Source organism: Nocardioides marmorisolisilvae, assembly GCF_003725775.1.
GTDB lineage: Bacteria > Actinomycetota > Actinomycetes > Propionibacteriales > Nocardioidaceae > Marmoricola > Marmoricola marmorisolisilvae.
The window spans coordinates 304,274-331,188 of the sequence record NZ_RJSG01000002.1 but is presented as its reverse complement, the minus strand read 5'-3'; the positions used below and the strand labels follow the sequence as shown (position 1 = coordinate 331,188).

Annotated in this window: 28 protein-coding genes; 16 read left to right on the top strand and 12 right to left on the bottom strand. The window is 68.7% G+C overall.

What is annotated here, in order from left to right; all coding sequences use genetic code 11:
- The first annotated feature begins 14 nt into the window (after positions 1 to 14).
- On the top strand, positions 15 to 2,033 hold the full coding sequence (locus tag EFL95_RS05315; protein WP_148044982.1) for a TolB-like translocation protein: 2,019 nt from the start codon (positions 15 to 17) through the stop codon (positions 2,031 to 2,033).
- Here EFL95_RS05315 and EFL95_RS19995 read toward each other — a convergent pair.
- Genes EFL95_RS19995 through EFL95_RS05305 form a run of 3 tightly spaced genes read right to left on the bottom strand, consistent with a single transcriptional unit; the run spans position 2,030 to position 4,546 of the window.
- Complete coding sequence (locus EFL95_RS19995) at positions 2,030 to 2,158, bottom strand: hypothetical protein (RefSeq protein WP_281272194.1); 129 nt, start codon at positions 2,156 to 2,158, stop codon at positions 2,030 to 2,032. The genes EFL95_RS05315 and EFL95_RS19995 overlap by 4 nt on opposite strands.
- A gap of 14 nt (positions 2,159 to 2,172) precedes the next feature.
- Entirely contained in the window at positions 2,173 to 3,396 is a 1,224-nt protein-coding gene (locus tag EFL95_RS05310; RefSeq protein WP_183407046.1) for a site-specific DNA-methyltransferase, read from the bottom strand.
- Entirely contained in the window at positions 3,389 to 4,546 is a 1,158-nt protein-coding gene (locus EFL95_RS05305; RefSeq protein ID WP_183407045.1) for a site-specific DNA-methyltransferase, read from the bottom strand. Before EFL95_RS05305 ends, EFL95_RS05310 begins: the two co-directional genes overlap by 8 nt.
- Before the next feature lie 241 nt (positions 4,547 to 4,787).
- On the opposite strand from EFL95_RS05305, the gene EFL95_RS05300 reads away from it, so the two are divergent.
- The 7 genes from EFL95_RS05300 (at position 4,788) to EFL95_RS05270 (ending at position 11,557) form a co-directional block, all read left to right on the top strand.
- The gene (locus EFL95_RS05300) at positions 4,788 to 5,312 is read left to right on the top strand and encodes a TasA family protein (protein WP_221176326.1); all 525 of its coding nucleotides are present in this window, start codon (positions 4,788 to 4,790) and stop codon (positions 5,310 to 5,312) included.
- An 89-nt stretch (positions 5,313 to 5,401) separates the two neighbouring features.
- Positions 5,402 to 6,064 (top strand): signal peptidase I, encoded by a 663-nt coding sequence (locus tag EFL95_RS05295; protein WP_123233011.1) that lies wholly within the window; start codon positions 5,402 to 5,404, stop codon positions 6,062 to 6,064.
- A 215-nt stretch (positions 6,065 to 6,279) separates the two neighbouring features.
- On the top strand, positions 6,280 to 8,106 hold the full coding sequence (locus EFL95_RS05290; protein ID WP_123233010.1) for an Ig-like domain-containing protein: 1,827 nt from the start codon (positions 6,280 to 6,282) through the stop codon (positions 8,104 to 8,106).
- Entirely contained in the window at positions 8,106 to 8,525 is a 420-nt protein-coding gene (locus EFL95_RS05285; protein WP_123233009.1) for a hypothetical protein, read from the top strand. The genes EFL95_RS05290 and EFL95_RS05285 overlap by 1 nt, the downstream gene beginning before the upstream one ends.
- A gap of 1 nt (position 8,526) precedes the next feature.
- Positions 8,527 to 9,219, top strand: coding sequence for a response regulator transcription factor (locus EFL95_RS05280; RefSeq protein ID WP_246004813.1), 693 nt, complete (start codon positions 8,527 to 8,529; stop codon positions 9,217 to 9,219).
- Between the two features lie 3 nt (positions 9,220 to 9,222).
- Positions 9,223 to 10,404 carry a histidine kinase dimerization/phospho-acceptor domain-containing protein gene (locus EFL95_RS05275; protein WP_123233007.1) on the top strand — a complete coding sequence of 394 codons (1,182 nt, stop codon included), beginning with the start codon at positions 9,223 to 9,225 and terminating at the stop codon, positions 10,402 to 10,404.
- A complete protein-coding gene (locus EFL95_RS05270; RefSeq protein ID WP_183407044.1) occupies positions 10,391 to 11,557 on the top strand; it encodes a GAF domain-containing sensor histidine kinase in 1,167 nt (388 codons plus the stop codon). The genes EFL95_RS05275 and EFL95_RS05270 overlap by 14 nt, the downstream gene beginning before the upstream one ends.
- Positions 11,558 to 11,675: 118 nt before the next feature.
- On the opposite strand, the gene EFL95_RS05265 is transcribed toward EFL95_RS05270, so the two are convergent.
- From EFL95_RS05265 to EFL95_RS19395, 6 genes are all read right to left on the bottom strand, one after another.
- Positions 11,676 to 11,891 (bottom strand): hypothetical protein, encoded by a 216-nt coding sequence (locus EFL95_RS05265; protein WP_123233005.1) that lies wholly within the window; start codon positions 11,889 to 11,891, stop codon positions 11,676 to 11,678.
- A 168-nt stretch (positions 11,892 to 12,059) separates the two neighbouring features.
- Entirely contained in the window at positions 12,060 to 13,004 is a 945-nt protein-coding gene (locus EFL95_RS05260; RefSeq protein ID WP_183407043.1) for an alpha/beta fold hydrolase, read from the bottom strand.
- An 83-nt stretch (positions 13,005 to 13,087) separates the two neighbouring features.
- Positions 13,088 to 13,675, bottom strand: a complete 588-nt coding sequence (locus EFL95_RS05255; RefSeq protein WP_123233003.1) for a TetR/AcrR family transcriptional regulator — start codon at positions 13,673 to 13,675, stop codon at positions 13,088 to 13,090.
- 66 nt (positions 13,676 to 13,741) lie between these two features.
- Entirely contained in the window at positions 13,742 to 14,464 is a 723-nt protein-coding gene (locus EFL95_RS05250) for a superantigen-like protein SSL4 (protein WP_123233002.1), read from the bottom strand.
- The gene (locus tag EFL95_RS05245) at positions 14,461 to 15,009 is read right to left on the bottom strand and encodes an RNA polymerase sigma factor (protein ID WP_183407042.1); all 549 of its coding nucleotides are present in this window, start codon (positions 15,007 to 15,009) and stop codon (positions 14,461 to 14,463) included. The genes EFL95_RS05250 and EFL95_RS05245 overlap by 4 nt, the downstream gene beginning before the upstream one ends.
- A gap of 52 nt (positions 15,010 to 15,061) precedes the next feature.
- A complete protein-coding gene (locus EFL95_RS19395; protein ID WP_183407041.1) occupies positions 15,062 to 15,616 on the bottom strand; it encodes a hypothetical protein in 555 nt (184 codons plus the stop codon).
- A 175-nt stretch (positions 15,617 to 15,791) separates the two neighbouring features.
- On the opposite strand from EFL95_RS19395, the gene EFL95_RS05240 reads away from it, so the two are divergent.
- The 8 genes from EFL95_RS05240 to EFL95_RS05205 all read left to right on the top strand — a co-directional run bounded on the left by EFL95_RS05240 (position 15,792) and on the right by EFL95_RS05205 (position 22,897).
- Positions 15,792 to 16,205, top strand: a complete 414-nt coding sequence (locus tag EFL95_RS05240; protein ID WP_123234806.1) for a TA system antitoxin ParD family protein — start codon at positions 15,792 to 15,794, stop codon at positions 16,203 to 16,205.
- Entirely contained in the window at positions 16,202 to 16,777 is a 576-nt protein-coding gene (locus EFL95_RS05235; protein ID WP_123233000.1) for an ATPase, read from the top strand. The genes EFL95_RS05240 and EFL95_RS05235 overlap by 4 nt, the downstream gene beginning before the upstream one ends.
- 44 nt (positions 16,778 to 16,821) lie before the next feature.
- Positions 16,822 to 18,411: a LuxR family transcriptional regulator gene (locus EFL95_RS19990; protein WP_281272193.1), complete on the top strand. Its 1,590-nt coding sequence runs from the start codon at positions 16,822 to 16,824 to the stop codon at positions 18,409 to 18,411.
- A gap of 179 nt (positions 18,412 to 18,590) precedes the next feature.
- A complete protein-coding gene (locus EFL95_RS05225) occupies positions 18,591 to 18,863 on the top strand; it encodes a DUF4242 domain-containing protein (RefSeq protein WP_123232998.1) in 273 nt (90 codons plus the stop codon).
- 209 nt (positions 18,864 to 19,072) lie between these two features.
- The gene (locus EFL95_RS05220) at positions 19,073 to 21,154 is read left to right on the top strand and encodes a sensor histidine kinase (protein ID WP_123232997.1); all 2,082 of its coding nucleotides are present in this window, start codon (positions 19,073 to 19,075) and stop codon (positions 21,152 to 21,154) included.
- On the top strand, positions 21,151 to 21,849 hold the full coding sequence (locus EFL95_RS05215) for a response regulator transcription factor (RefSeq protein WP_123232996.1): 699 nt from the start codon (positions 21,151 to 21,153) through the stop codon (positions 21,847 to 21,849). Before EFL95_RS05220 ends, EFL95_RS05215 begins: the two co-directional genes overlap by 4 nt.
- Positions 21,850 to 21,981: 132 nt before the next feature.
- Positions 21,982 to 22,374: a response regulator transcription factor gene (locus tag EFL95_RS05210; RefSeq protein WP_123232995.1), complete on the top strand. Its 393-nt coding sequence runs from the start codon at positions 21,982 to 21,984 to the stop codon at positions 22,372 to 22,374.
- Between the two features lie 67 nt (positions 22,375 to 22,441).
- Positions 22,442 to 22,897 carry an SRPBCC family protein gene (locus tag EFL95_RS05205; protein WP_183407040.1) on the top strand — a complete coding sequence of 152 codons (456 nt, stop codon included), beginning with the start codon at positions 22,442 to 22,444 and terminating at the stop codon, positions 22,895 to 22,897.
- 9 nt (positions 22,898 to 22,906) lie between these two features.
- On the opposite strand, the gene EFL95_RS05200 is transcribed toward EFL95_RS05205, so the two are convergent.
- From EFL95_RS05200 to EFL95_RS05190, 3 genes are all read right to left on the bottom strand, one after another.
- Positions 22,907 to 23,434, bottom strand: a complete 528-nt coding sequence (locus EFL95_RS05200; protein ID WP_123232993.1) for a hypothetical protein — start codon at positions 23,432 to 23,434, stop codon at positions 22,907 to 22,909.
- The gene (locus EFL95_RS05195) at positions 23,431 to 24,594 is read right to left on the bottom strand and encodes a serine/threonine-protein kinase (protein WP_123232992.1); all 1,164 of its coding nucleotides are present in this window, start codon (positions 24,592 to 24,594) and stop codon (positions 23,431 to 23,433) included. Before EFL95_RS05195 ends, EFL95_RS05200 begins: the two co-directional genes overlap by 4 nt.
- Before the next feature lie 391 nt (positions 24,595 to 24,985).
- Positions 24,986 to 26,776 carry a bifunctional metallophosphatase/5'-nucleotidase gene (locus tag EFL95_RS05190; RefSeq protein WP_123232991.1) on the bottom strand — a complete coding sequence of 597 codons (1,791 nt, stop codon included), beginning with the start codon at positions 26,774 to 26,776 and terminating at the stop codon, positions 24,986 to 24,988.
- Positions 26,777 to 26,915: the final 139 nt, after the last annotated feature.

The following is a 26,915-nucleotide window of genomic DNA, read 5'->3' as shown; positions in this document are numbered from 1 at the left end:
CCCTGGAGGTCCTGATGCTTCTCTCACCCGCTCGCGCAGTCCGGCTGGCCGGACTCACAGTTCTTGTCTTCAGCCTGGCCCCGTTCACGTCGGCGCAAGCGGCCACTTGCCGCCCCGGCGGCTACACCGAGGCAGGAACCTGCGCTCCGGTTGTCGCCGATCCTCCGATGACTGCCTCGCAGCGCTCCCAGCAGCAGTCGAAGGATTCGCAGCTGGCAGCCATGAACGGGTCGACGTCCGGTTCTTCCGGTGCTGTCCAGCCGTACTCGACCAATCCGGGAGAAGGTGGCGACCCCCCGGTGTCGTACAAGCTTCCCGAGGTGCAGATGATGAGCATCTATCGAGAGGGCCAGGGCAACGGCAAGAAGGCGTATACCTGTGGACCGAGCGCGACGCGCAACATGGTGTCCGCGATGTACCGGTACAAGACCGGTGCCTACAAAGACTTCACCGAGCAGGCCTTTGCAAGCTGGGAGGGCACAAAAGAAGGCGTCGGAACATCCCGCGCAAACGTCGCTAGTGCCCTCAACGCTAACTTCAGCAGCTTCGGCCACTGGACAACCTCGCGGCCAACCAGCGCGACGTCCTACTTCAACACCGTCACGATGGACACCTATTCGTTCCACCAGTCCGTGATCGCAAACATCGACACCATGTACCTGTCGTTCTTTCCGACCAATCACAACTTGAAGCACTTCGACTTCGTCTACGGCTACGAGATGGTCGGCTCGACCCACTATCTCTGGATCGGCGAGGAGTGGGACCCGGTTTACATCTACGGGCAGTCGAACTACCAGTCGTACGGTAAGCACCGTGAACTGCTGACCAATCGCGTTCACCGCGATCACGACGGACTCCATCCATGGAATCGTTTCGTGAGAGCCAAGAGCGCGCATTGTCTGTTGATCGCGTTCATCCTGATGGGATTGAGCGGATGCGACCGGGGTCACGGCCCGCCGAAGCACGCGCTTCAGTCACAGAACCCTGAAACCACCGATCGTGGAGTTGTTCGCCCACCGATTGCGCGGACAGTCAAACAAATCGACCTCGGGGGCTCCGTGGGGGCGATCAGCGGAGACTCGAAACGGCTCGTGTATCCGTCCCGACAGGAGGGCGACCTGGACCGGGCATCGGTCATGTCTGTCGATCTGACGACGGGTAAACGCAGGCGGGTAGCACATTCGGCGTTTCCTCACGGCTATGTCGGCTGGGCCGGGGTGTCAGGCTCCTGGACCGTTTTCGTGGATCAGTCCAAGGCGCAAGGCGACGGCGACATGGACGTTCTTTGGCGAGTCGTAGCCGCCAATCCCGAGACTCACCAGCTGTTGACCCTGCTCAGCAACGGGCAAACACCAGACCCGTGGGTGCCGTGGATGAGCGCCGGCGACGACTACATCGCCTGGTCGTCGGCCGAAAGAGACGGCAAACGAACGGCGCACGAATGGCTGTGGCGTCATGATTGGAGTTCGCCAAGAACTGTGATGCGTCATGCAGTTCTCACCCCTGGCACTGAATCGGTGAGCGGCGACTCGTTGATCTACCTCGGCCCAAGTACGGGGCCCCACCGACAGCCCGAGGTGGGTGGCGACTGTTGGCAAGTTCCTCTCGCGGGAGGGTCTCCGACTCCGCTCACTCACACCGGACTCGCGATGGGATGCGCCGCCAACGACACCTGGCTCGTTTGGACGCAACACATCGACCCGGAAACGAAGTCACCCCCGCCCGATGGCATCTTCGACGATCCGTATGAAATCTGGTCTGAGCCGATCGGAGGAAAACCGATGCTCTTGCACCACGGCTACAGCGCTGGATACTGGCCGATCGTCGCTGGCCATTTCACAATCTGGGGCACGCAGGACGGCAGACGGGTTGTGCAAGACCTGGGAGACCCGCGATCGGTCCTGTTCCTCGCCCGTACCAACTATTGGGACCTCGGAGCGGCGCTAGACCGATCGCGATTTGCACTTCCAAACGAGAACAAGCCCGATGATCACGCCGTCGTCGACTTAGTCGACGTTGCCCGGAGAAGCTAGCGCATCGCGGCCTGCTGGACCGGGATCGGGCCGTCCGGGTCGGCGACCGCGTTGGTCAGAGTCTGGAAACCGGGCTGGGCCAAGCCGAGGAAGGTTCGAGAGCTTCCTTCCGGGTTCTGAGCCACGCGGTAGCGGTAGCTCAGTCCGCTACGAGTTTCAGCGTCCTTGGAGGTAATGCCTCGACGTCATCTGCCGCGGCCCGCACCCGCGCCAAGCCAATCTCGGCGACGGTGCTGAAACCCGCCAGCGCGGCGCCGGTGCCGGCCGCGACCGGATGGTCGGAGGTGACCAGCACGTAGCTGACATCCCGACCGGTCTCGGCCCGCCAGGACAGCACGGCATCCCCCGTCGTACCGGAGCCGGCGAAGAAGTCGAGCACGACATCGCCGTCGCGCAGGTCGGAGATGTGCAACAGGTAGTGGATCAGCTCGACCGGCTTCGGGTTCTCCAGCACCACCGAGCCGAGCAGTGCCTTGAGCCGTTCAGTGCCACGCGTCGACGGGATCTCCAGGTAGTTGCCGGCGTTGGTGGTCTGCTTGGCGACCTCCAGCTGCTCGATCTTCCAGCGCCCTCGGATGATCCGGCCGCGCAGCTCGCCGGCATCGATCCGTTCCGCGGTCGTCGGCACGCCGTTCTCCCAGAAGCCCTCCTCCCCCGTCGCGTCGGTCGGGTGCACCGCGATCGCCCCTGGGCTCTCGGTCAGCGAGACCGAGCCGTCGGGTAAGACCCAGAGCGGGAAGAACTGCTTGGGCCGGTAGCGCCGCTGCCACTGGCCTCCCGCCTTGCGGAAGTCACGCCAGCGCGCGGTGCCGTGGTTCTCGTTCGGCAACCCCACCAGCCGAAGCTGGGCAGCGTCGCGGGCGAAGCAGACGACGTACTCGACCTGGTTGATGATCGCGTTCTTGGCGACCTGTCCCCCGGTTCCGCGCTTGCGCCAGTTGAGGATCGTGATGAAGTTCTTCTCCCCGAAGACCTCGTTCATCACGGTGACCAGGTGGTGCAGCTCGTGGTCGTCGATCGAGACGGCGATCAGGCCGTCGGGCGTGAGCAGGTCACGGGCGCGCACCAGCCGCGGGTAGATCATCGAGAGCCAGCTGGAGTCGCGGTAGTCGTCGCCGTAGACCGGGTCGTTGCCGGTGTTGTACGGCGGGTCGACGTAGATCAGCTTCACCGCGTCGGCGTACTCGGGGGTGAGCAGCTTGAGGACCTCGAGGTTCTCGCCCTCGATGAACACGTCACCCAGTGACCGTTCGACGGTGTCCAAGCGACCGTTCGGCGTACTCAAGTGACCTTTCGGCGGGGTGTGGGCCAGGGCGAGGGCGTCCTTCTTGCCCGGCCAGGTCAGGCCGTAGGTCTCAGCCAAGGCGCACCACCGTCGGCTCCGCGCCCGCGACCGCGCGCAGGCGGGCGGCAGTGATCTCGTCCAGCGTGGAGAACCCGGCCTTGGCCGCGGCCGAGTCGCCGGGCACCGGGTCAGTCGACTGCACCGAGATCGACCGGCGCTTGCCACCGTCGGCGCAGTTCTCCAGCAGCACGGCGTGCGCGGTCGAGCCGGAGCCGGCGAAGAAGTCGAGGACCAGGTCGTCCGGTCCGGTGAACAGCTGCAGCACACGCCGGATCAGCCGGGTCGGCTTCGGGTTCTGGAAGACGCCTCCCAGCCCGAGGTCCTTGAGCTCGGTGTTCGCCTCGTGGGTGTTGCCGACCTCGGTGTGCAGCCACAGCGTGGTCGGGGTGACCCGTTCGGCGAGGTCGGCCAGATAGGTCTTCCGGTTCGGCTGCGCCTGCCCGTCCCGGCCGAACCAGATCGCGCCCTCGGCTTCGAGCAGATCCAGTCGTTCGTGACTGAACCGCGGGAAGGTGCCCGGCAGCGGCGACCACACCACCCCGTTGCTGAAGGTGTGGGTGAAGTCCGGGTCGTTGCCGCTCTTGGCGTGGATCGGCGTCGCCTTCCACGGACCGCGCGGGTCGCCGTCCGGGTTCGTGTAGGCGGAGTTCTGCGCCTCCGAGCGCGGCTCCCCCTGCATCGCGAGCTGCTCGAGGTCGCGGGCGTAGACGAAGAGGTACTCGTGGTTGTCGGAGAAGAACCGGGCGTCGTTGGCGCGGGTGTACTTCTTCTGCCAGACCACGTCGGCCACGTGGTTCTCCGCGCCGAAGACCTCGTCGAGCAGCAGCCGTAGCGTGTGCGACTGGTCGTCCCCGATCGAGACGACGATCGCGCCGTCCTCGGTGAGCAGGTCGCGAGCGAGCAGCAACCGCGGGTAGATCATCGAGAGCCACTCGTCGGTGCTGAAGCTGTCGGCGTACACGAAGCGGCGGTGGGTGTTGTACGGCGGATCGATGTAGATCAGCTTCACCGCCCCCGCGTGCGCCGGCGCGAGGAGCTTGAGCGCGTCCAGGTTGTCCCCGGCGATCAGCAGGTGATCCGCCTCGGGGATCTCGACCGACGCCTGGGGCGGGGCGGTGGAGAGCGCGGCGGCGGCGTCCTTGCCGGGCCAGTCCAGGGCCACACCCATCCGCTCACCTCCGCTCCAGCGTTGTCCCGCCGAGCGTAGTGCGGCGCGCGCCTCGAGCGGCTCGTCCACACGTGGGCAACAGGACCGTTCCTGACTGGTACCGGAGTGTGGAAATAGCGAGCAGTTCGCGTTACCAACCCGTGGATCTGGCCTCCGTAGCGTTCTGGTCATCGGGAAAAACCCGCCAAGAACCTTCACAACAGCAACCGACCGGTTGCCACCAACAAGGAGCCAGATCGACATGAAGAACACCCGCAAGCTGCTCGTCCCGCTCGCCACCCTCGCTGCCGCCGCCGCTGTGGCCGTCGGCTCGGGCGCCACCTTCACGAGCACCAGCGGCAACACCATCTCCGCGGTGACCGCCGGCACCCTGACGCAGTCGAACAGCAAGGCCGACCAGGCGATCTTCAACCTGTCGAACATGAAGCCGGGCGACACGGTCACCGGCACGCTGACCCTGACCAACACCGGCTCGCTGGCCGCCGCGTTCTCGCTGGTCGAGGTCTCCTCGGCCAACACCTTCGCCGGCAGCGACCTGACCCTCGACATCACCGACACCACCACCGGCACCTCGGTCTACTCCGGCACCTTCGGCGGTCTCGTCGACGGCGCGAAGACGGACCTGGGCACCTGGGCCTCCGGCGCGGCGCACTCCTTCAAGTTCGTCGTGAAGCTCGACACGAACGCCGGCAACGGCGACCAGGGCAAGACCGCCAACGCGGTCTACCGCTGGGACTCGGTCCAGCTCAACGGCCAGGACTTCTGATCGAAGAGGCCGGGCGCGCACAGGGGACGCGCCCGGCCACTTCGACCACTCCCCTGATCCAGAACCCGCATCACGAGTAGGAGCCCGCGATGAGCAATCACCTCCAGATCACCCCCGTTCGCCGCGCCAGCGGCTGGGCGATCAACACTGCGGTCCTGCTCGTGATGCTGGCTGGTCTCGCGTGGGTGGCGCCGAGCCTCTTCGGCTACAGCCGCTACGTGATCACCGGCGGTTCGATGACCGGCACCTACGACATCGGCTCGGTCGTCTTCGAGAAGAAGACCCCCGTCGAGGACCTGAAGGTCGGGGACGTCATCACCTACATGCCGCCCGCCGACTCCGGCGTGAACCACCTGGTCACGCACCGGGTGATGAAGATGGAGCCGGCCGAGGGTGGCGGAGTGCTGTTCACCACCAAGGGTGACAACAACCCGGACCCCGACCCGTGGCACTTCAAGCTCCTCGGTCAGGAGCAGCCCGTCGTGCAGTTCAGCGTCCCGAAGGCCGGCTGGGTGTTCATCGCCCTGGCCGACCGCACCACCCGGATGCTGTTCATCGGCGGCCCCGCAGCACTCATCGCACTGGCTGCTCTCGGGCAGCTGCTCAAGGAACTTCGTGGCTCCCGGATCTGGGAGGAGAAGGCAGCCGCGAAGGCGCCCGAGACGCGGCGACGGGTCCTCATCCCGCCGCAGCGCACAGCGCCGGCCGCGGGTGGTCACGACGAGCTCCAGGAAGCCCCTGAGCTCGTCTGACCCCCCGCGGTCACCCCCTGGGGGGCTGCAGGTCGGTCGCCGCGACCTGCACAGGGTTCCACCGTCCCGCGCGCACCCGGCGCGCGCGGGACGGTGGTCTTTTCACGCCACCGCGACAGCTGTTACCGAGTTGTGGAACTCCAGCGCCCGCTTGTTGCCGGGCCGTGTACCGCGACTTTCTAGCGTTGAACCAACGACTTCCCGAAGGAGAACCGATGTCCCGCCGCCCGCTCACCCTGATGGCCCTGATGGCCGTCCTGGGCGTGGCCGTCTTCGGGATGCCGAGCCTCTCCGGCGCGACCTTCACCTCCACCTCGCGCAACACCGCCAGCAGCATCAGCGCCGCCTCCGACTGGGTGCCGCCGACGGTGACGATGATCAACCCGGGCACGACGGTCAGCGGCACCGCCGCCACCATCGCCGCGAACGCCTCGGACACCGGTTCGGGCATCGCGAGCGTCGTCATCCAGTACCTCGCCCCGGGCGCCTCGACCTGGACCACGATGTGCACCGCGTCCGGCTCGCCGTACTCGTGCAGCTGGAACACCAAGCTCGTCGCGGACGGCAGCTACGACCTGCGCGCGATCGCCACCGACAACGCCGGCTACCAGACCACCTCGGACACCGTCACCACGCAGGTCGCGAACAACCTGCTGCTGGTCCTCAACGACCCGGGCGACGTCGTCAAGGGCAACGTGACCCTCAACGCCGCGATCTACAACCCCGGCTCGCTGGTCTACGTGGTCTCGGTGCAGTACCTGGTCACCGGCAGCACGGGCAGCTGGAAGACGCTCTGCACGATGACCGTCACCGCGCCGTACACCTGCACCTGGGCCACCGCCACCGGCTACACCCAGGGCGAGTCCTACGACCTGCGGGCCGTCGCCACCAGCGGCACCACCACCGTCTACTCGGCCACCGTCACCGACGCGCTGATCGACAACGTCGCCCCGGTGACCGCGATGACCGACCCCGGTACGCCGCTGCGCGGCACCGCGACCTTCACCGCGACCGCATCGGACGCCGACACGTCGGTGACCAGCGTGCAGATCCAGTACCAGAAGAGCGGCACCGGCACCTGGACGACCATGTGCACGCTCTCGGTCGACCCGTACACCTGCCGCTACGACACCACCAAGCTCTCCGACGGCGTCTACTCGTTCCGCTCGTTCGCCACCGACCAGGCCGGCAACACCACGGCCTCCACGGTGATCGCGAGCCGCACGGTCGACAACACCGTCTCCTCGGTCTCCATGGAGGACCCGGGCGCCTACCTGTCCGGCACCGTCACCCTGACCGCCACCGCTGCCTCCACCGCCGGCGTCACCTCGGTCCGCATCGACCGCGCCCCGAACGGTTCGAGCACCTGGACCACCGTCTGCACCGACACCACCTCGCCGTACAGCTGCAGCCTGAACACCACCACGCTGGCCGACGGTCTCTACGACTTCCGCGCCACGCTGGTCGACGGCGCCGGCAAGACCACGGTCTCGACCACGATGGCCGCCCGCCGCATCGACAACACCCCGCTGAAGGCGTACGACGTCCAGGCGACGAACGGTGGCGCGAAGGTCGGCCGCCTGGATGCCGGCGACAAGCTCACCTTCACCTTCACCGACCAGGTCAACCTCGCCTCGATCATGACCGGTTGGACCGGTACGTCGACCGCGGTCAGCCTGCGCCTGCGCGACGGCAACGCGGTCACCTCCGGCCTGGGCGGCAGCAACGACACCGTGGACGTCCTGAGCGGCTCCACCGTGCTGAACCTCGGCTCGGTGAACCTCAAGGGCAACTTCATCAAGAACAACAAGACGGCTGTCTTCGCCGCCACCATGGTGGCCTCCACCGCCACGGTCAACGGCACCAGCGCGACCGTCGTCACCGTCACGGTCGGTGCGATGACCAGCGGCGGCAGCCTGCGGACCGCGACCTCGAGCCAGGCCTCCATCTGGACCCCGTCGGTCTCCGCACTCGACACCAACGGCCGTCCCTGCTCCGCGGCTCCGGCCACCGAGCTCGGCACGAACGACAAGGACTTCTGATGAGCACCACCCTCCGCCAGCCCGCGAAGCGTCGCGCCGTGCGCCTGACCCGTACATCGCGCTTCGCCGCGATCGCCACCGCCTCGATGGCCGGCTCGGCGCTCGGGGAGCTCGCGGGTGGCAGCACCCACGGTTACAGCGTGCTGCTGGTCGGCGCACTCGCCCTCGGCGCCCTGGTCGCGGCCGGACGGATGTGGCAGCGCAACTGCTTCGAGTCCCGGTTCGCCGTCGTCGTCCTCTCCGGCCTCATCGTGGCCGGCCAGGCGATGGTCGCGTTCATCGGCAGCCCGAGCACCGGCAGCGTCTCCTGGACCCCGGCGGCCACCATGGTCGTGGTGTTCGCGTTCCTTGCCGTCGCCCTCGTCGTGGCCGATGCGCGGGAGCGTCCGGTGCGGCCGGAGCACCCCTATGCTCTCTGAGGTGACCCACCTCATCCTCGTCGTCGAGGACGACGACGGCATCGCCGTCCCGCTGGTCCGCACCCTCGAGCGCGAGGACTACCAGGTCGAACGGGTCGACACCGGCACCGCCGGTCTCGAGCGCGCCGCCGCCGGCGACATCGACCTGGTGCTCCTCGACCTCGGCCTGCCCGACCTGGACGGCCTGGACGTGTGCCGCCAGCTGCGCAGCAACGGCTACGAGGGTGGCGTGATGATCCTGACCGCGCGCGGCGGCGAGCTCGACCGGGTGGTCGGCCTGGACGTCGGCGCGGACGACTACCTCGGCAAGCCGTTCGCGCTCGCCGAGCTGCTGGCACGCACCCGGGCACTGCTGCGTCGCGCCGGTCGCGGCACCGGTACTCCGGCACCGGCTGAGGCAACCACCGAGAGCGGCATCCGGGTCGACCGTGGCTCGCGCCGGGTCTGGGTCCAGGACGCCGAGATCTCCCTGACCTCCAAGGAGTTCGACCTGCTCGCGCTGCTCGACTCCGAGCGCGGCACCGTCTTCACCCGCGAGCGGCTGATGGACGAGGTCTGGGACGAGAACTGGTTCGGTTCCACCAAGACCCTCGACGTCACCATCGGTCGGCTGCGGCAGAAGCTCGAGGAGAGCAAGGCACCGGTCGCCATCGTGACGGTGCGCGGCGTCGGCTTCAGGCTCGAAGAGAGCTGAGTCGTGCGTGAGCGCCTGGTTGCCGCATTCGTAGGCCTGACCGTCCTGGTCGTGGCCCTCTACGGCATCCCCCGCGCTTACTTCCTCGCCGACCTGGTCCGCACCCAGGAGCAGCACCGCGTCGACCGGACCGTCGAGCTGGCCCGGGTCGCCATCGACGAACGGGTTGCCGCGCACCAGAAGGTCACCCCCGCGTTCCTCGACCGCCTCGCCGATGAGGACGAACGGATCCGGATCGACACCGGAGGCACGCTGATCGACTCCACCGACGGACCGAGGTCCGCGAAGGGCAACGTCACCGCTTCGGCGAAGCTCGCGAACGGCGACACCGTCTGGGTCCTGCGTTCTGCTGACGCTGTCGACGCCGAGATCGCCCGGGCGCTGCTGCCGCTGGTGGTCCTGGGCCTGGTGCTCGCGGTCCTGGCCGGAGCCGCCGGGTTCGTGATCGCCCGGCGGATGTCGCGGCCCTTCCAGCAGCTCGCCGAAGCGGCGCGCGGACTCGGCGCCGGACGGTTGCACCCGAACCTGCCGGCGTACCGGGTGCCGGAGGCGCAAGCGATCGGCGAGGCCCTGCGCTCCAGCGGCGAGAAGCTGGACGCACTGCTGACCCACGAGCGCGAGCTCGCGGTGCACGCCTCGCACGAGCTCCGCACGCCGGTGACCGCGCTCAAGCTCGAGCTCGAGGACCTCGCGCTGTGGCCGGAGACCCCGGAAACGGTCTCGGCCCAGCTGGGCAAGGCGACGGCCGAGCTGGACCGGCTCTCCGAGGCGATCGCCGAGCTGCTGGCCTCCTCGCGCGAGGTGCTGTCGTCCGAGGAGATCGACCTCGACCTGGACGCTCTGCTCGCCGACACGGTCGAGCGGCTCAACAACGCCGGCATCGCCGTGATCCACGACCCGAGCGGACCGATGCCGACCCGCCTCGACCCGCAGCCGCTGATCCGGGTGCTCGCGATGGTGATCACCTCGGGCCAGGGCGCCGCGTTCGTGTCCGCGACCGACCGCAGCACCCACCTCGAGGTGCGCGTCGGCTGGTCCGGCACTCCGCCGAAGAGCGCATCTGCTGCCACCAACGAGCTCGCCGCCTCGATCGGCGGCAACCTGTCCCTCGACGGACAAGCCATCACCCTGCGACTGCCCAAGCGGGCGGTCTCGTCTCGGAAGGATGACGATGTCGATCGCTGACGCGCAGCTCGAGGAGTACGGCGTCCTGGAAGAGCCGGGCGGTCGCGACCTGCAGGCGCTGGTCGACATCGCGGCGACGATCTGCAACGTGCCGACCGCGGCGATCAACCTGATCAGCACCGGACACCAGCACCAGGTCGCGACCTCGGGCTTCGACCCCTCGGTGTGCCTGCGCAGCGACTCGATGTGCGCCGCGGTGCTCGACGACTCGAGAACGGTGATCGCCGAGGACGCCAGCAAGGACCCGCGCTTCGCCGACAACCCGTTCGTCACTGGAGTGATCGGCGACGTCCGGTTCTACGCCTCTGCCCCGCTCGACACCCCGTCCGGAGTGCGCATCGGCCGGCTCTGCGTCTTCGACGAGGTCCCGCGCCCGCTCGACGAGGACCAGGCCGAGGTGCTGCACGTGCTCGCCGAGCGGGTCGTCGACGTGCTCGAGCTGCGGCTCCGCAGCCGTCAGCTTGAGGAGGCCCGCGACGAGCTGCACCGCTCGAACGAGCTGCTCAGCATGTTCGCCAGCCAGGTGAGCCACGACCTCCGCACTCCCCTGACCGCGGTCCTCGCCAACGCCGAGCTGCTCGCCGGCGAGCCCGTCGTGCAGGCGGACCGCGAGATCGAGCAGCTGGTCACCGCCACCGTGGCCGCCGGCCACCGGATGGCGACCCTGATCGAGACGATCCTCGGCTACGCACGCGTCGGCGCGGCACTCGAGCGGACCGACGTCTCCCTGACCGCCCTGGTCGAGCACGCCATCAGCGACCTCGGGCCCGCGCTGCGCGACCGCGGCGCCGAGCTGGTCTTCGAGGATCTGCCAACCGTGCTCGCCGATGAGCAGCAGCTGTACGCCGTCCTGCTCAACCTGATCTCCAACGCCGTGAAGTTCACCCCGGCCGGCACCAAGCCGCGCGTCGTCGTGGCCGCCTCCCGTGGGGGCCAGACGTGGCGGATCTCCGTCACCGACAATGGCCGCGGCATCCCGGCCAACCAACGCGACGGGCTGTTCGAGCTCTACGCCCGCGGCGACAGCACCGTGGACGGCACCGGCATCGGTCTTGCCACCGCGCGCCGCGCTGTCGAGGCGCACGGCGGCGAGATCGGGATCGACGACGCCGACGGCGGCGGTACGACGGTCTGGTTCACGCTCCCGGCCTAGCGGTGGTTTAGGTGCGAGGAGCGCTCAGACCCTCGCGGTGGTTGAGGTGCGAGGAGCGCTAGCGACGAGCCTCGAAACCCGGCGACCCGGACCCACTGGCGGTCAGGACGCCAACGATTCAACGACTCTCGCGCCCAAGACGAATGATGTCGACGATCTCGTCGGTCGTGACGTCTTCGCGCCTGCCGTCCTTGGCGGCCTTCCGCAGGGTCTCCGCGATCGGCGGCTTAGGTCCCCCATCAGCCTGCTCGCTGAGCAAGTACGCGGACACAGACATCCCCAATGCGGCAGCCCGTGAGCGCAGTTCAGCTACCGGATCGTCAGAATCGACCATGACGGAATTCTGATCGTTTTGCGCAGGTCCTTGCCGCGTGAGTCCACAGCAGCCGTCAGGCCGCCGGATCGACCTTCAGGTCGAAACCGTTCTCGAACGGCCATCCCGGCGGCGTGCTCGCGAGGAACTCGTCGACCCATGCTTCCAACCAGCTGCCCTCGCTGCCGTTCATCCCGCTACCTCCATCCAGTCGTCGTCCTGCCCGGACGTTTTGTCGCCATCGCCGCCGTCGGTTGTTGAGCTTGTCGAAACAAACTCGACGACCCGCTTGATCACCTCGGGGTCGCGCAGCACCTTGCGGTGGCCCAGCCCCTCGGTCCCCATGAACTCCGCACCGACCGCGCTCGCGAACGCCTTGGCGTCGGCGTACGGGGTCTGCCGGTCGTCGCGGTCGTGCACCACGAACGTCGGCAGCGGCTCGTCCAGGTAGCGCGACTGCAGCGTCGCGTCGAACTCGGTGACCGGCAGCCCGGTGAAGTCGCGCGTCGCTGCCTCCATCGCGGCGCGGGTCCGCGGTCCGAACCCGAGCGCGGCCTGGAAGCCGTCGAAGAGCGACATCGCGTCGGTCATCGGCGCGATGAACACCAGACGGTTCGTGCCGAGCCAGCCGAAGCGCAGGTCCAGGTACGTCGAGATGGTGCCCAGCGAGTGCGCGATGACGGCCTCGGCCGGACCGAACTCGTCGAAGACCGCGTCCAGCGCACGGGCGAACTCGATGCCGTGAGTGCGGCGCTCGCCGGTCCGCTCGACGATGCCCGAGTCGCCGTGCGAGGGGGCGTCGAACATGACGACCTGGTACCCGGCCTCGACCAGCGGCTCGACCAGGGCACCGAACTGTGCGCCGCGTCCGCCCCAGCCGTGCATCAGGTAGACGGTCTTCGGAGCCCGCGCAGTGGTTGGTTGAGCTGCTTGTGCTGGTTGAGCCTGTCGAAACCCCTCACCCCAGACCTGCCCGACGACCGTCGCGCCCTGCGACAGCACCGAGAAGGACCGGCCTCCGGCCGGTACCGGCAGGTCACCCATCCGCGGGGGCGCGGTGAACCAGAGGTCGTTGGCGACCCGGCCCGCATAGCCGGGTGCGACGTGCTCGGCGTACTTGAAGAACGCCTGCATGGCTAGATTCCTGATACGAACGGTCGTGCTTTTCTGTAGTCCGGTCATTGCCCTGTCCTTCTCTCTCGAAAATTGGGTGGTGGTTAAGCGGCTGCGTCAGCCAGGAGGTTCTCGAAGCCGGCCCGCAGCTTCTCCTCCGCCTTCGGGTCCTGGAGCAGGCGCGAGAGGTGGTGGAACGCGTAGATCAGGCCCTGGAGCGAGAAGCCGAACTGCTCGACGTCGAGATCGGCGCGGAAGTCGCCCTCGGCGATCCCGGTCCGTACGACGACCTGGATCGTCTCGGCCCAGTCCGACTGGTTGCGCACGAGCGCGTCGTGCAGCGCGCCCGGCTGGTCGTCGAATTCGATGGATCCGGTCACAAAGACGCAGCCGCCCTCGAGCGCCTGGGTCTCCCAGACCAGCCAGTGGTCGAGCATCGCGCGGACCCGCTGGACGCCCCGCGGAGTGGCCAGGGTCGGGCGGATCACGATGTCGGTGAACCTCTCCCGGCCGCGCTCCAGCGTCTCGAGCTGGAGGGCTTCCTTGGACTTGAAATGCGCGAACAGGCCGGACTTGCTCATCCCGGTCTGCTCGGCCAGCTGCCCGATGGTGAGCGCGTTGAAGCCGATGCGGGACGCGATGCCCACGGCTTCGTCGAGGATGGCGAGCTTCGTCGCCTGGCCCTTGCTCATGTCCCGAGAATAGAACGATCGTTCTTTTCTCGTCAATGCCTTTTCAGTGATCAGTTCCGGGCCGGCTCAGTCATCGAGTCCATCCCCGCCGCCGTCGTCTCCGGAGCTAGTGCCGGAACCGCTGGAGGTCCCGCTGCTGGAGTCGGACCCGCTGCCGGACCCGCTGCCGGATCCGCTGCCGGATCCACCGCCGCGCTCGCCGTCGTCGCTGCCCGGGCCGCTCGATCCGCCGGATCCGTTTGATCCGCGGGAACCGTCGTCGCTGGTCGAGGAACCGGAGGTACTCGTTCCCGACGACTCGTGCTCGTCGTCCGACCCGCTCGACGTCGTGTCGTCGCCGCGGTCCCCGCTCGTTCCCGAGCCGTCGTCGGACCGGGTCGACGGGGTCGGCCGTACGACGGGGCCACCGGAGGGCTGGGGCGCCTGAGCCGGTCCGGAGTGCTCGGCGGGCGGGGTCGGGGCGACCGGCAACGGCCGTGGCGCCTTGGCATCGTCAGCCGGGGTCGGCAGGTCGAACGGAGTCAGCGTGCGGACCACGCCCGCCACAATGCGTTGCGCCGGACCCGGCAGCGAATTCGCGGCAGCGGTCCCGACGGTGCCGCCGAGCACGGCCGCGCTGACCAGGGCGATGACGGCAGCCTTGCGGCCGGTCCGAGTGATCGGCACAGCCCCGGCGAACAGCGCAGCGAGGTCGTCCCCGATGGGCGGCGGGGGTCCGTCGCCCAGGGAGCGCAGCTCGTCGAACAACCCGGCCAGAGCCGGATCGTCCAGAAGATCGATGTCGGTCATCGCCCCACCTCATCCAGGTCCTTGGGTGCAGACTCGCTGGTGCTCACGAGTCCGCGCAGCGCGAGGACCGCACGCTGCTGAAGCTTCTTGACCCGCGCCTCGGTCGTCCGAAGCGCGAGTGCGGTCTGCGCGACCGACAGGTCGCCGAGGACGCGGAGCATGACGACGGTCCGCTGCTCGTCGGGTAGCAGGGCCAACAGTTGGCTGGCCTCCCCGTCATCCATACCCGCGAGGGCCTGCTGCTCGGCCGACGAGTCGGCGCGTCCGTCGTGCTCCGCGTCGTACTCGGAGTGCCGCGGCTGCCGCGCCTGCCGCCGCAGGTCGTCGACCGCCCGGGAGTGGGCGATCGTGAACGTCAGGGCCCGGAATCCGGTCCACCCGCCGGTCAACCGGTCGAGCCGGGTGAACACCGCCAGGAACACGTCGTTGGTCAGACCCTCCGGATCCTCGGCGCCCCGCAGCCGCAGGTAGGCGACGATCTTCGGCGCCAGGGCGTCGTACAGCCGACGCAACGCGACGCCGTCGCCCGAGGCGGCGTCGCGCACGTCGTCATCGAGCTCCGGCGTGCTCCGGAGCCCGTGTCGCTGGGTCCGGTTCTCAGTCGTCGCCGCCGCCGGAGTGGTCGCCGCCGTCGCTCGAACCCGAGGAGTCACCCGAGTCAGGGCCGTCGGTCTCACTCTGGTCGCCGGAGTCGTCCGATCCGGGCGAGTCCGTCTCGGAGCTGTCGCCGGCATCCTCGCCCTGGTCGTCGCCCTGGTCGTCACCCTGGTCGTCGCCGGCGTCCTCGCCCTGGTCATCGCCGTGGTCATCGCCGTGCGAGGCGTGGGTCGGCGGGTTCGACGGCTGGTCGACCTGGTTGTCGTCGCCCTGGTCGTTCTGGTCGCTCTGATCGCTCGAGCCATCCGGCGTGTCGGTGGCGTCCGGGGTGTCGGTCGGCTCCGGGGCCTCGGTCTCGGGGGTCTCGGTGTCCGGCGCCTCGGGCGACTCGGTCGCCGGAGCGTCCGGTGTGGTCGCATCGGGTGCGTCGGTGTGCTGGACGACCTTGTTCGCGTGGTGCGCCGGCGCCGCGGTTGCCGCCGCCACCCCGGTGACCAGGGCCGCGCTGGAGATCGCCGCTGCGACGGCGATCCGCTTCCTCGTGCTGAGCTTCATGTGTTCTCCCCTTGGTTCGCTCCGAACTTGCATCGGGTGAACCGATCCCCACTCAAGGGACGGACCCCAACTATCTCACCAAATGAGACAAATAGGGCACGCAGACAGGACCTGCTCGGTGTAGCAGACTGCTACACTTCAAGTACCTGAGATCTCCGGAAGGGACGTGATGACGATGGCCACGACAGCCACGACTCCGACCCGGTTCGACTCCGACCTCTTCGCAGCGGCCAAGGCCGCCGGCGGGCGGGCGCATCGCAGCGCAGCCCAACAGCTGGCGCACTGGGCCCGCCTGGGCCAGGAGCTCGAGGCGTCGGCGGGCGTCTCGCAGCGCGACATCGACCGGGTGCTCGCCGGCCAGATCCAGTACGACGAGGTCGGGACGCACACCCAGGCCGCCGTCCGCACCGCGTGGCGTGAACAGCTCGAGGACGACCTCGCCGCGCTCGACCTGCGGGCACGCTTCGAGGCTGAGGGCCGCACCCGCTGGTCCGAGGCGGATGCAACAGGTGAGGTCACCGTCGAGATGCCGGCACCGAAGAAGCCGGCGAAGAAGGTGGCATCCCGCTCGCCGAAACGAGCTCGGTGACCACACCGGTCCTGCACCTGCTCGCAGGGTCGAACGGATCCGGCAAGTCCACCTTCGCCGATCTGCTCGTGGCCCGGACGCATCTTCCGTTCGTCAACGCGGACCTGATCGCCGAGCAGCGGTGGCCGGGCGACCGCGACCGACAGGCCCGGGAGGCGACGACGGTCTCGGCGCTGGCCGCAGGCGAGAGAGAGCGGTTGCTGGAGGCCGGGCGCTCGTTCGTCACCGAGACGGTCTTCAGCCACGAGAGCAAGGTCGATCTGGTCAGGAGCGCCGTCGCGCACGGTTACACGGTCCATCTGCACGTGATGCTGGTGCCTGTCGAGCTCGCCGTCGCGCGCGTCGCCGACCGTGTCGAGTTCGGCGGCCACCACGTGCCTGAGGCGAAGATCCGCGGCCGCTTCGACCGCCTGTGGGCGCTGGTCGCCCAGGCGCGCGACCTCGTCGATCGGGCTGACTTCTACGACAACTCCAGCATCGACCGGCCGTTCCTGCGGGTCGCCGCCTTCGAGTACGGCCAGGAGATCGGCACGTCGACCTGGCCCATCTGGACACCGGCCGCCCTCCGCTGATCATGAGCCTGCCGTCTCGCCCTCCGCAGTGTCAGAATCCCCAGGTGGGGACACGGGCCGAGGCCGATGAGCTGCGCCGCCGACGCGACTGGTCGGCGGCGTACGAGGCGTACGCCGGCATCCAGCCGCAGGACGGGCCGGTCACCGAGGGCCTGGCCGAGTCGACCTGGTGGCTGGGCAACATGGAGGAGGCGATCCGCCTCTACGCCGACGCCTACCGGTTGCACGTCGACGCCGGTGACCTCGAGTCCGCCGCACGCACCGCGGTGCTGCTCTCCATCCACTGCCGGCTGGTCGGTGAGTCGGCCCAGAGCGCCGGCTGGGACTCCCGGGCACAACGGGTGCTCGAGGACCTGCCCGAGTGCGCGGCCCACGGCTACCCCCTCTACCTCGGCACCGCCGGCCTGACCGGCTCGGACCTCGACGCCGCGGATGCGTCGGCGCGCCGGATGCAGGACCTGGGCCGCAACCACGGCGACCCGAACCTGGTCGCGCTCGGCGTCTACTTCGAGGGCCGGATCCGGATCAAGCAGGCCCGGGTGGCCGAGGGCCTGGCACTGCTCGACGAGGCGATGGTCGCCGCGCTGTCCGACGACCTCGACACCTTCTGGACCGGCGCCATCTACTGCGGGCTGATGGACGCCTGCAACGAGCTGCGCGACCTGCGCCGCGCGAGCGAGTGGACCGAGGCGACGCGTCGCTGGTCCGACCCGCTGCCGCTGGCCTCCCTCTACCCGGGCATCTGCCGGGTGCACCGAGCCCAGGTTCTCCAGAGCCGCGGGTCGTGGGCCGAGGCTGAGCAGGAGGCGCTCGGCGCGTGCGAGGACATGGCCGGCATCGACGTCTTCGCCGTGGCCGATGCCTACTACGAGGTTGGCGAGGTACGGCGGGTGCGCGGTGACCTAGCCGGCGCCGAGCAGGCCTACCACCAGGCGCACGACCACGGTCGTGACCCGCAGCCCGGGATGGCGCTGCTCCGACTCGCCCAGGGGCGACCCGACGAGGCGGCCGCCTCGATCTCGGCGGTGCTGTGCGCCGGCGGACGCAGTCGGCTCGACCGGGCGTCCCTGCTCGCAGCGCAGACCACGATCGCGCTGGCCTCCGGTGACCTCGACCTGGCCGAGGAGGCGTCCGGCGAGCTCGCCACCACCGCGCACGACTTCGACTCCCCCGGCCTGCGCGCCGACTCCCACCGCTCGTGCGGCTCGGTGATGCTCGCCCGCGGCCGGACGATGGAGGCGCTCGCCGAGCTGCGGCTCGCGTTCAACGCCTGGAACCAGCTCGACGTCCCCTACGAGGCGGCCCGCACCCGGATGCTGCTCGCCCAGGCGTACCGGGCCTGCGGTGACACCGATGCCGCGGTGCGCGAGGAGTCCGCCGCGCAGGCATGCTTCGAACGGCTCGGCGTACTCACCGTCGAGACGTCCGACTCCCCCGACGGGCTGACCGCGCGCGAGATCGAGGTGCTCCGCGTGCTGGCCACCGGCAAGAGCAACAAGGAGATCGCCGAGGAGCTGTTCCTCTCGCCGAAGACGGTGGCGCGGCACTTGTCGAACATCTTCGCCAAGACCGGAGCCACCTCGCGGGCCGCCGCCACGGCGTACGCGTACGACAGCGGCCTGATGGCTCGCTGACCTCGCTGGTTGAGGTGCGAGGAGCGCCAGCGACGAGCCTCGAAACCCGGTGGGTCAAATGACCCATGTGACTTCGCACCCCGAAATGGGTCGTGCGCCCGATGAGCGGCACCCGCCTGGGTTCGTAGTTTCGTGATCAGTCGATCGGAGAACGCCGGTCACGAAACAAGGAGAATGCAATGCCGAAGTACGTCATCGAGCGCGAACTCCCGGGTGCCGGTCAGCTGTCTGCCGACGAGCTGCACGCCATCTCGGTGAAGTCCAACGAGGTCCTGGCCGGTATGGACGGGCGGGCCAAGTGGCAGCAGAGCTACGTCACCGACGACAAGATCTACTGCGTCTACTTCGCCGACAACCCCCAGGCCGTACTCGAGCACGCTGCTGCCGGCGGTTTCCCCGCCAACAAGGTCAGCCTCGTCGCGAGCGTGATCGACCCCGGCTCGGGCGAGTGACCGCTCCATCGGCGGTTGAAGTGCTGGCGCCCTGGCGCGAGCCTCGAACCCCGGTGACCTCACGTCTGAAGGTCGGTCGGCCCTGCCGACCGACCTTCAGCCCGTCCGGACACCCTCCGTGCTCCGCCCCGGCAGCGCTTGACTAGTCCGGTTTGCCCGTCTTGGGCCTATCGAGGACGCCGTGGTGGTTTCGGACCTACGGTTGCTCCATGGTCGCCGGGGAGGGCGGCATCGCGAGGAATGCCGAACCGTTGGAGGGATTCAGCCGCGCAGTGGCCCGGCTGGTCCTTCTGCTGGCGTGCGGGGTGATCCTCGGCTGGTTCCTGGGAATCCGCACCCTGACCTCGGTCGTGCCGAACTACAACACGATGAAGTTCAACACCGCCGTGTGCCTGGCGGTCCTGGCGTGCGCCCTGCTGGTACGACGGCGTGCCTTGGCTTGGGCCGGCGTCGCCCTGGTCGTGACGATCGCCGGCCTGAGCCTGGTGGAGATCGTCGCCAGCACCAGTTTGGGGGTCGACCAGCTCGTGGTCGCGGACCACAGCAGCAGCCCCACGGCCGCACCGGGCCGGATGGCGCCCGCGACCGGTCTCGCTCTGCTTGCCCTGGCGCTGGCTCTGGGCCTTCTGCTGATCCGGCGGACCCGGGATGCACAGGTACTCCTCGTCGTCCCACTGGCGATCAGCCTCACCGCTCTTCTGGGCTACGTGTTCGGGGTCGAGCAGCTCTACCGTGTCGCCAGCCTGTCGAGCATCGCGGTGCACACCGCCGCAGGCATCTTGTTGGTGTCCCTGACGATCGCCAGCAGGGTTCCTGGCGGAGCTCTGCCGTGGGCGATCCGGGGGCGCGGTCCCGGTGCGGCGATGGTTCGCCAGACCGCACCGGTCATCACCGTGGGTCTGATCGCCCTGGGGCTGGCGCGCAAGCACCTCGGCGACGCCGGAGCCTTCGGGGAGCACTTCGGGATCGCCCTGATGGTGATGCTCGGGATCGTGATCGCCGTCGGCGCCACGGTGCGGGCCGCTCTTCACCTCGAGATCGCCGATGAGCAGCGAAGTGCCGCGGAGCAGTCGCTGCGCGAGCTCAACCTGACTCTGCGCGAGGGCCGGGACGAGGCGTGGTCGCGCGCGGAAATGTTGGGGGACGAGCTCGCGGCCGAACGAGGACGATTCGACCGGGCCATCTCCGCGACCGACGCGGTCATCTGGACCGTCCAGATCGTCACACCGCAGGACCTGCACCCGGCCTACGTCAGCCCCAACATCGAGCGGGTCTTGGGTGCGCACCTGTTGAGGGGCGAGACGGCGCCGGAGGCGCTGCGCCGGCTGGTCGACGAGGACCAACGCGAGGCCGCGACGCGTTTCGAGCAAAGTGTGCGGCTCGGCAACGCCGCCGAGATCGAGCTGCGACTCTCGGTCGCCGGACGCGCCAAGTGGGTCCGGGTCTCCGGCCTCCCACGGTTCGAAGGATCGCTCACCTTCTACGACGGTTTCTTGAGTGACACCACCGAGCAGCACACCATTGCCGAGCAGCGGGAGATGCTGCTCGCTCACGAGCAGCTGCAAGTCGAGAAGCTCTCCGAGCTCAACCGCGTGCGGGACGAGTTCATCGCGATCGCCGGGCACGAGCTCCGCACGCCGGTCGCGGTCATCCTCGGCTACCTGGAGATGCTGGCAGATCCACGCACGGACGAGCAGACACGACGAGACGGCGTCGAGGTCATCACCCGCCGCGCGCACCAGCTGAGCGAACTGGTCGAGCGGGTCTTCGACCTGGCCCGGATCGACGCCGGCGCGATGGATTTGGTCATCGCGCCGGTGTCGGCCGACGGCCTGCTGACCAACCTGATCGCCGAGCACCAGGCGGCGGCCGAGTCGAGCGGGATCGCGCTGAGCGTCGAACCCACCACTGCTGTGATGCTCGGCGACGCGGCGCGGCTCCAGCAGGTCTTCGACAATCTGGTCTCGAACGCACTCAAGTACACCCCGCGCGGCGGCGCGGTGCGGATCGAGGCGACGAGCAGGGCCGACGAGGTCGTCATCACCGTCGCCGACAACGGCATCGGGGTCGAGCCGGACGAGCTACCCCACCTCTTCGACCGCTTGTTCCGCTCGGCCGGGGCACGGGAGTCGCGGATCCCAGGCACCGGCCTCGGGCTAGCCGTGGCGAAGGCACTGGTCGAGGGCCATGGTGGCACCCTCTCGGTCGTTCCGAACTCCCCGAGCGGGTTGGTGTTCTCGGTAGCGCTGCCCAACGCCCGTAGCCCCCTGGTCGCCGGGGATGCCCGATGACGGCCCACGCCCTGGTCGTCGAGGACGATCCCGACCTGCAGAACCTGCTGCGCAGCGTCATGACCAACGCGGGCTTCGAGGTGGCCGTCAGCTCGACCCGGGCCGAGGCGCTGGCCGCCGTCCAGGACCGCGAACCGGAACTGATCACCCTCGACCTGAACCTTCCCGACGGGGACGGCCTGACCCTGTGCCGTGAGCTGCGCCAGGTCACCGATGCCTACGTCATCATCCTGACGGCTCGCAGTGAGTCGAACGTGGTGCTGCTCGGTCTGGAGAGCGGGGCCGACGACTACCTCCGCAAGCCGTTCTCCACCCTGGAGCTGAATGCGCGCGTGAACGCACTGCTGCGTCGACCGCGAGTGCTGGAAACCGCTGGACGCTCGAGCACGGGCGGTGTTCTGGCGCACGGAGACCTGGTCATGGACACCGACAGGCGCACCATCGAGGTCGGCGGCAGCGAGCTCGGGCTGACCAAGCTGGAGTACGACCTGCTGGCAGCGCTGGCTGCCCGTCCGGAACAGTTGGTGTCCCGCGAGGAGCTCATGATCGAGCTCTGGGGAGCATCCTGGCGCGACCGACACCTGGTCGACGTGCACGTCGCCAACCTGCGCCGCAAGATGCGGCCCGCCGGGTCCCGCGTGCAGATCCTCACCGTGCGCGGTCTGGGCTACCGGCTCCACGAACCCGCCTCCTGACGAGGCTCCTTGACGATTTCTTGAGGAACTCTTGCGTCTCTGTACGGCGCGACCACGTCGGGTTCTCTCCTACCGTCGTTCCAGTGGGAGGACGGTGACCAAGCACCGTCTCCGGGAGACGAGGTGGGGCAGATGGTCAGCATCGTGGTGATCGACGACGACGAGGACCTGCGGGACCTGATGGAGCTGCGGCTCAAGGCCAGCGGCTACGACGTGCACCCGGCGGGTGACGGGCTGATGGGACTGGAGCTGATTCGTTGGCGCCGACCCGACCTGGTCGTCGTCGACTGGACCATGCCGCGGATGGACGGCATCGCGATGTGCCGGGAGATGCGCAACGACCCGGCGCTCGCCGAGATCCCGGTGCTGATGGTCAGCGCCCGCACCACGGCAGCGGACCGGCGCGTCAGCATGGCCGCCGGGTGCACCGCGCTCCTACCCAAGCCGTTCAGCCTGAGCAGGCTCGCGGACACCGTCCGGAGCCTGTTGGACAAGGACGAGCCGCTGGTCGGGTGCCGCTGCTGATCCCGTCGCGCGAAGTTGGGGAATTCACCCCATGCCCGGACCCGTGCCCAGGCGGCACGGTGAACCCATGGGAATCATCGAGTTCGAGCTCCAGAAGGTCGTGAACGCACCGGCCGACCAGGTCTTCACCCGCTTGGCCGACATCAACGGCCACAACGACTGGATGCCCGCCAAGGGCAGCATCCGCAAGCACTCCGAGCAGACCTCACCCGGGGCTCCGGGTCCTGGGACGACGTACGTCGACCAGACCAAAATGGGCGAGGCCCCCGGCGAGATCGAGGTCTTCGAGCCGTCGCGCCGGCTGGTCTACCACTGGTGGGACCAGGGTCGCGGCGGGCGGCTGAAGTACGAGGGCTGGCCGGCGTACACCCTTGAGGAGCAGGCCGACGGCACCACCTTGGTCCGGCACGACGCCCGGATCCAGACCTACGGGATCTACAACCTGGCCGTCCCGATGTTCCGGGTGATGGCGAAGAAGGAACGGACGGTCACGCTCGGAGCGCTGGCGGCTTCGTTCGACTGACCAAACGCTTCACGGCGTCGGCGGGGTCAGGACGGCCGGCGACGCGGTGCTCGTCGGGGTCGGCGAGGGGTCGGGCGTCGGTGTCGGGGTCGAAGCGGAGCTCGCCGTCGGCGTGGGAGCGATCAGTCGTTGATCGCCCTCCTGGTTGTCGGACTTCTTGTGCTTGTCCTCGTGCTTCTTGGGCGGGCCCTTGCGCTCCGGCTGCTTCTGCGGAGTCGGCGTCGGAATCGGGGTGACCGTCGGCTTCGGCTTGGGCAGCTCGGCCAGCAGCGCCCGGGCCGCGGAGATGATCCGGTTCGCGGCGGCGTCCGAGAGGGTGCCGTTGCGCTGCGCAGACTCGGCACCGGTGATCATCGAGTACAGCGCCCGGCGTGCGGCCGAGTACTGGTGGTGAGCCAGATAGCCGTCGACCTTGCCCAGGGTCGTGTTCAACGCCGGCACCTCGTCGGCCGCCGTGAGCGCGGCCTGGGCTCCGCAGCCGCTGAGCACCAGCGCGCTCCCGAGGATGATCGAGGGAAGGATCGTGCGGGCCTTCATCGCGCCGCTCCGTTCAGAGCGTCGTGCAGGTCGGACAGCGGACCCTGGTACTGGGCCGGCACGTTCGCCGGAATGCCGTTGTCGGACTTCGTGTCGTTGCCGCCGTTCAGCAGGACGACGAGCGCGATCACGATCGCCACGCTGATCACCGCCAGCACACCGATCTGCCACCACAACCAGTTCCGGGTGTGCGCGGGGTCCACCAAGTAGGTCGTGGCGCGCTCGACGGGCCCGTCGACGTACGGCGCAGCACCGGTGGTCGCCGCGGCGTCGAGGGCGCCGAGTTCCAGCACCGCCGTGTGCTCGACCTCGGACTCGTCTGGAGTTCGTTGAGCTTGTCGAAACGCGGTTCCGGTTCCCTCGAAGGGAGTGGACGAGAGCAGGTCGGCCACCTCCACCGCATTCGGCCTGTTCTCCGGGACCCGGTGCGTCATCTGCTGGATCAGTTCACGCCACTCCGGCGAGAGCGAGTCCGGGATCGCCGGGGCCGCGTTCAGTCGCGCGACCGCCGCCTCGACCGGCGTACCGGGGTAGGCGCGCTGCGCCGTCAGCGACTCGAGCAGCACCAGTCCCAAGGAGTAGATGTCCAGCGCCGGGGTGAGCTCCTCCCCCGTCACCTGCTCCGGTGACAGGTACGCCGGGGAGCCGATCGCGTCCCCGGTGCGGGTGTGGTGCTCGGTCGCGCCCACCAGCCGGGCGATACCGAAGTCGGCGAGCAGCGCTCGGCCGTCGCCGCAGAGCAACACGTTGCTCGGCTTCACGTCGCGGTGCACGACGCCCTGGCCGTGCGCGTACGCCAGGGCACGGGCGACCTGGGCCCCGAGAGCAGCCACCTCGTCGGAGTCGAGCGGGCCGACCGAGATCCGCGCGGACAACGTCGCATCCTCCACGAGCGTCATCACCAGGTACGGCCGTTCTCCCCGGATACCGGCGTCAAGCAGCGTGATCAGGCCAGGGTGGTCGAGGCCGGCCAACGTCCGGGCCTCGTCGATGAACCGGGTCCGCTGGAGCGGGTCGGTGACCTCGCGCAGCACCTTCACCGCGACCTGCCGCCCCAGCACCTCGTCGGTGGCGCGGTACACGTCGGCCATCCCGCCGGTCCCGATGCGTTCATCGAGTCGGTACCGGTCGTCCAGCATGGTGGACTGATCGATCGTCATGCGGGTTCCTCTTCCCAAGGGCCGGGTGCCGAAACACCCGTACCCCTCCGCGGCATGGTTCACCCCTCCTGAGCGTGTGTCGCGAGCCACCCTGACCCTGGCGCGTTTGGCCGTGGACCGCGGTCAGCACACGGCGAGCCCGCGCAGGCGTTTGAGGGTCGCGGGCGCGGGCACCGGAGGGTCAGGTTTCGCGAGCCTGCCTCGCGATCGAGAGATGGGACGCCGTCACGCCATGAGCCTGCACCCCGACGAACCCAACGAGGGCCCGCTGGTCGAGCCCGACCAGGACCCGATCCCGCCCGGCGAGGACCCCTCAGACGACCCGAGCCCGGAGCCTGACCTGGTCTAGGACCGGTGCCACCGGGCCCGAGGGCCCGGTGGCGACCGACGCCTACGCGATCTTGGTGATCCGGTTCATCGGCCCCGGCGCGATCGGCCCGGTGGCCAGGTACGCCGTCAGTGCGTCGACGTCGAAGCCGGGAGCGTAGACCCGGTTCGTCGACGGACCAAAGTTCGTGAATCCGTCACCGCCGTTGGCCACGAAGTCGTTCGTCGAGACCCGGTACGTCGCCGCCGGATCCATCGGAACCCCGTTCAGCTGCATGTTGCTGATCCGGTCACCGAGCGCCCGCGTCGTGTCGTAGGAGTACGTGAACCCGGCCGAGACCTGCAGGAACTTGGTGCTGCCCTGGCCGGCGTACCCGGTGAACTGCTGCTCAAGAACCTCCTTGAGCTGGGCTCCGGTGATCGACACCGTCACCACGAGGTTGTTGAACGGCTGCACGCTGAAGGCCTCCCCGTACGTCACCTGCCCTGGCGCCTCTCCTCCGGGCGAGAACGCATAGCTGAGGCTGGCGCGGATGCCGCCGGGATTCATCAGACCTATCTGGGCTCCGGCTGATTGCGTCCGGGCGAGCATGCCGTCGGCGATCACGTCACCCAGCGCGCTCTCACCGGCGGCGTTCGACGCGTTCGTGATGTCGGCGGTGATGCCGCCCACCACCTGGTTCGCGAGCGGTGCCACTGCGGTTCGGTACTTGTCGGCGATCACCTTCGCCGGACCGTCGACGAGCGCCGGGTTCTTCACGAAGACGCCGGACGCGTCCTTCTGGTAGGTGCCGTCGGGGTTCTTGATCCCGTTCTCGACGATCGAGTTCACCGCGGAGGCGGACACGAACTGCTTGCTCGTGTGCCCCAGGGTGAACGTGACATCGGTGAGTAGGGTGCCGGCCGAGCCCGCGCTGGTGACCAGCGAGTTCTTGCCCGAGGAGTTCGGCAGGTTGCACACGTAGGAACGGTGGGTGTGGCCGCTGATCACGATGCCGAACGCCGGGTCGAGCCGCTTCACGATGTCGGTCACCGCGCCGCTGAAGTTCGCGCACCCGTTCGGGTCGGCCGCGGCAGGCGGCGGGTTCTGCTGGCCACCCTCGTGCAGCAGCAGGACGAACGCCTTCACGCCCTCGGTCTTGCGCAGCAGCTTCGCGTACTTGTTTGCCGTGTCCGCCTCGTCGAGGAAGTTGACGGTCTGGATGCCGGCCGGGTTCACGATCGACGGGGTGCCCTCGAGGGTCTCGCCAATGAACGCGATCTTGGCGTTGCCGACCTTCTTGATCACGTACGGCGCCAGGATCGGCTGCCCGGTGACCTTGTCGACCACGTTCGCCGCCAGCATCGGGTAGTTGGCACCGGCGAACCCGTCGCCGTCCTGACAGCCGTCGACCGGGTGGCAGCCGCCGTTCTGGAGCCGCTTCAGCTCGGTGACGCCCTCGTCGAACTCGTGGTTGCCGACGCTGGTGACGTCCAGGCCGAGCGAGTTCATCTCCTCGACCGCCGGCTCGTCGTGGAACGCCGCGCTGACCAGCGGGCTGCCGCCGACGATGTCACCGGCAGCGACCGTGTAGACGTACGGCGTCTTGGTCTTGTCGGTGGCCCGCTGCGCCTTGACGGCGTGGGCGAGGTACTCGACACCGCCCGCCGGTACGCCGTTGACCAAGCCGCCGCTGCCGGAGGGCGGGTCGATGTTGCCGTGGAAGTCGTTGAAGGCGAGCAGGTGGACGGTGGTGTCCTTCGCTGGAGCACCCTTCGCGCTCGCGGTCGGCGTGCCAGCCAGCGCGCTGGCTCCGGTGATCGCCAGGGCGGCTGCTGCCGCGACGGCGAGCAGGCGTGGACGGTTGGTCTGCATTGACGCACTCCCTCGTGTCAGCCACCCCCGCCGGGCAACACCTTGCCTTGGATCGGCGGTGATGTGAAGGCCGGACGGGTGACGAGGCGCGGAACGCGGAGCCAACTCCCATGGGAAGTAGTCCGGAGCACGAGCTTCC

What these genes read in the sequence shown, in the direction of transcription:
- EFL95_RS05300 (WP_221176326.1), top strand. Translation starts at nt 4,788, where the DNA reads ATGAAGAACACCCGCAAGCTGCTCGTCCCGCTCGCCACCCTCGCTGCC.
- EFL95_RS05210 (WP_123232995.1), top strand. Translation starts at nt 21,982, where the DNA reads ATGGTCAGCATCGTGGTGATCGACGACGACGAGGACCTGCGGGACCTG.
- EFL95_RS05315 (WP_148044982.1), top strand. Translation starts at nt 15, where the DNA reads ATGCTTCTCTCACCCGCTCGCGCAGTCCGGCTGGCCGGACTCACAGTT.
- EFL95_RS19395 (WP_183407041.1), bottom strand. Translation starts at nt 15,616, where the DNA reads ATGAAGCTCAGCACGAGGAAGCGGATCGCCGTCGCAGCGGCGATCTCC.
- EFL95_RS05290 (WP_123233010.1), top strand. Translation starts at nt 6,280, where the DNA reads ATGTCCCGCCGCCCGCTCACCCTGATGGCCCTGATGGCCGTCCTGGGC.
- EFL95_RS05240 (WP_123234806.1), top strand. Translation starts at nt 15,792, where the DNA reads ATGGCCACGACAGCCACGACTCCGACCCGGTTCGACTCCGACCTCTTC.
- EFL95_RS05265 (WP_123233005.1), bottom strand. Translation starts at nt 11,891, where the DNA reads ATGGTCGATTCTGACGATCCGGTAGCTGAACTGCGCTCACGGGCTGCC.
- EFL95_RS05305 (WP_183407045.1), bottom strand. Translation starts at nt 4,546, where the DNA reads ATGGGTGTGGCCCTGGACTGGCCCGGCAAGGACGCCGCCGCCGCGCTC.
- EFL95_RS05200 (WP_123232993.1), bottom strand. Translation starts at nt 23,434, where the DNA reads ATGAAGGCCCGCACGATCCTTCCCTCGATCATCCTCGGGAGCGCGCTG.
- EFL95_RS05260 (WP_183407043.1), bottom strand. Translation starts at nt 13,004, where the DNA reads ATGCAGGCGTTCTTCAAGTACGCCGAGCACGTCGCACCCGGCTATGCG.
- EFL95_RS05215 (WP_123232996.1), top strand. Translation starts at nt 21,151, where the DNA reads ATGACGGCCCACGCCCTGGTCGTCGAGGACGATCCCGACCTGCAGAAC.
- EFL95_RS05205 (WP_183407040.1), top strand. Translation starts at nt 22,442, where the DNA reads ATGGGAATCATCGAGTTCGAGCTCCAGAAGGTCGTGAACGCACCGGCC.
- EFL95_RS05190 (WP_123232991.1), bottom strand. Translation starts at nt 26,776, where the DNA reads ATGCAGACCAACCGTCCACGCCTGCTCGCCGTCGCGGCAGCAGCCGCC.
- EFL95_RS05225 (WP_123232998.1), top strand. Translation starts at nt 18,591, where the DNA reads ATGCCGAAGTACGTCATCGAGCGCGAACTCCCGGGTGCCGGTCAGCTG.
- EFL95_RS05250 (WP_123233002.1), bottom strand. Translation starts at nt 14,464, where the DNA reads ATGACCGACATCGATCTTCTGGACGATCCGGCTCTGGCCGGGTTGTTC.
- EFL95_RS05220 (WP_123232997.1), top strand. Translation starts at nt 19,073, where the DNA reads ATGGTCGCCGGGGAGGGCGGCATCGCGAGGAATGCCGAACCGTTGGAG.
- EFL95_RS05285 (WP_123233009.1), top strand. Translation starts at nt 8,106, where the DNA reads ATGAGCACCACCCTCCGCCAGCCCGCGAAGCGTCGCGCCGTGCGCCTG.
- EFL95_RS05195 (WP_123232992.1), bottom strand. Translation starts at nt 24,594, where the DNA reads ATGACGATCGATCAGTCCACCATGCTGGACGACCGGTACCGACTCGAT.
- EFL95_RS05295 (WP_123233011.1), top strand. Translation starts at nt 5,402, where the DNA reads ATGAGCAATCACCTCCAGATCACCCCCGTTCGCCGCGCCAGCGGCTGG.
- EFL95_RS05255 (WP_123233003.1), bottom strand. Translation starts at nt 13,675, where the DNA reads ATGAGCAAGGGCCAGGCGACGAAGCTCGCCATCCTCGACGAAGCCGTG.
- EFL95_RS05270 (WP_183407044.1), top strand. Translation starts at nt 10,391, where the DNA reads ATGTCGATCGCTGACGCGCAGCTCGAGGAGTACGGCGTCCTGGAAGAG.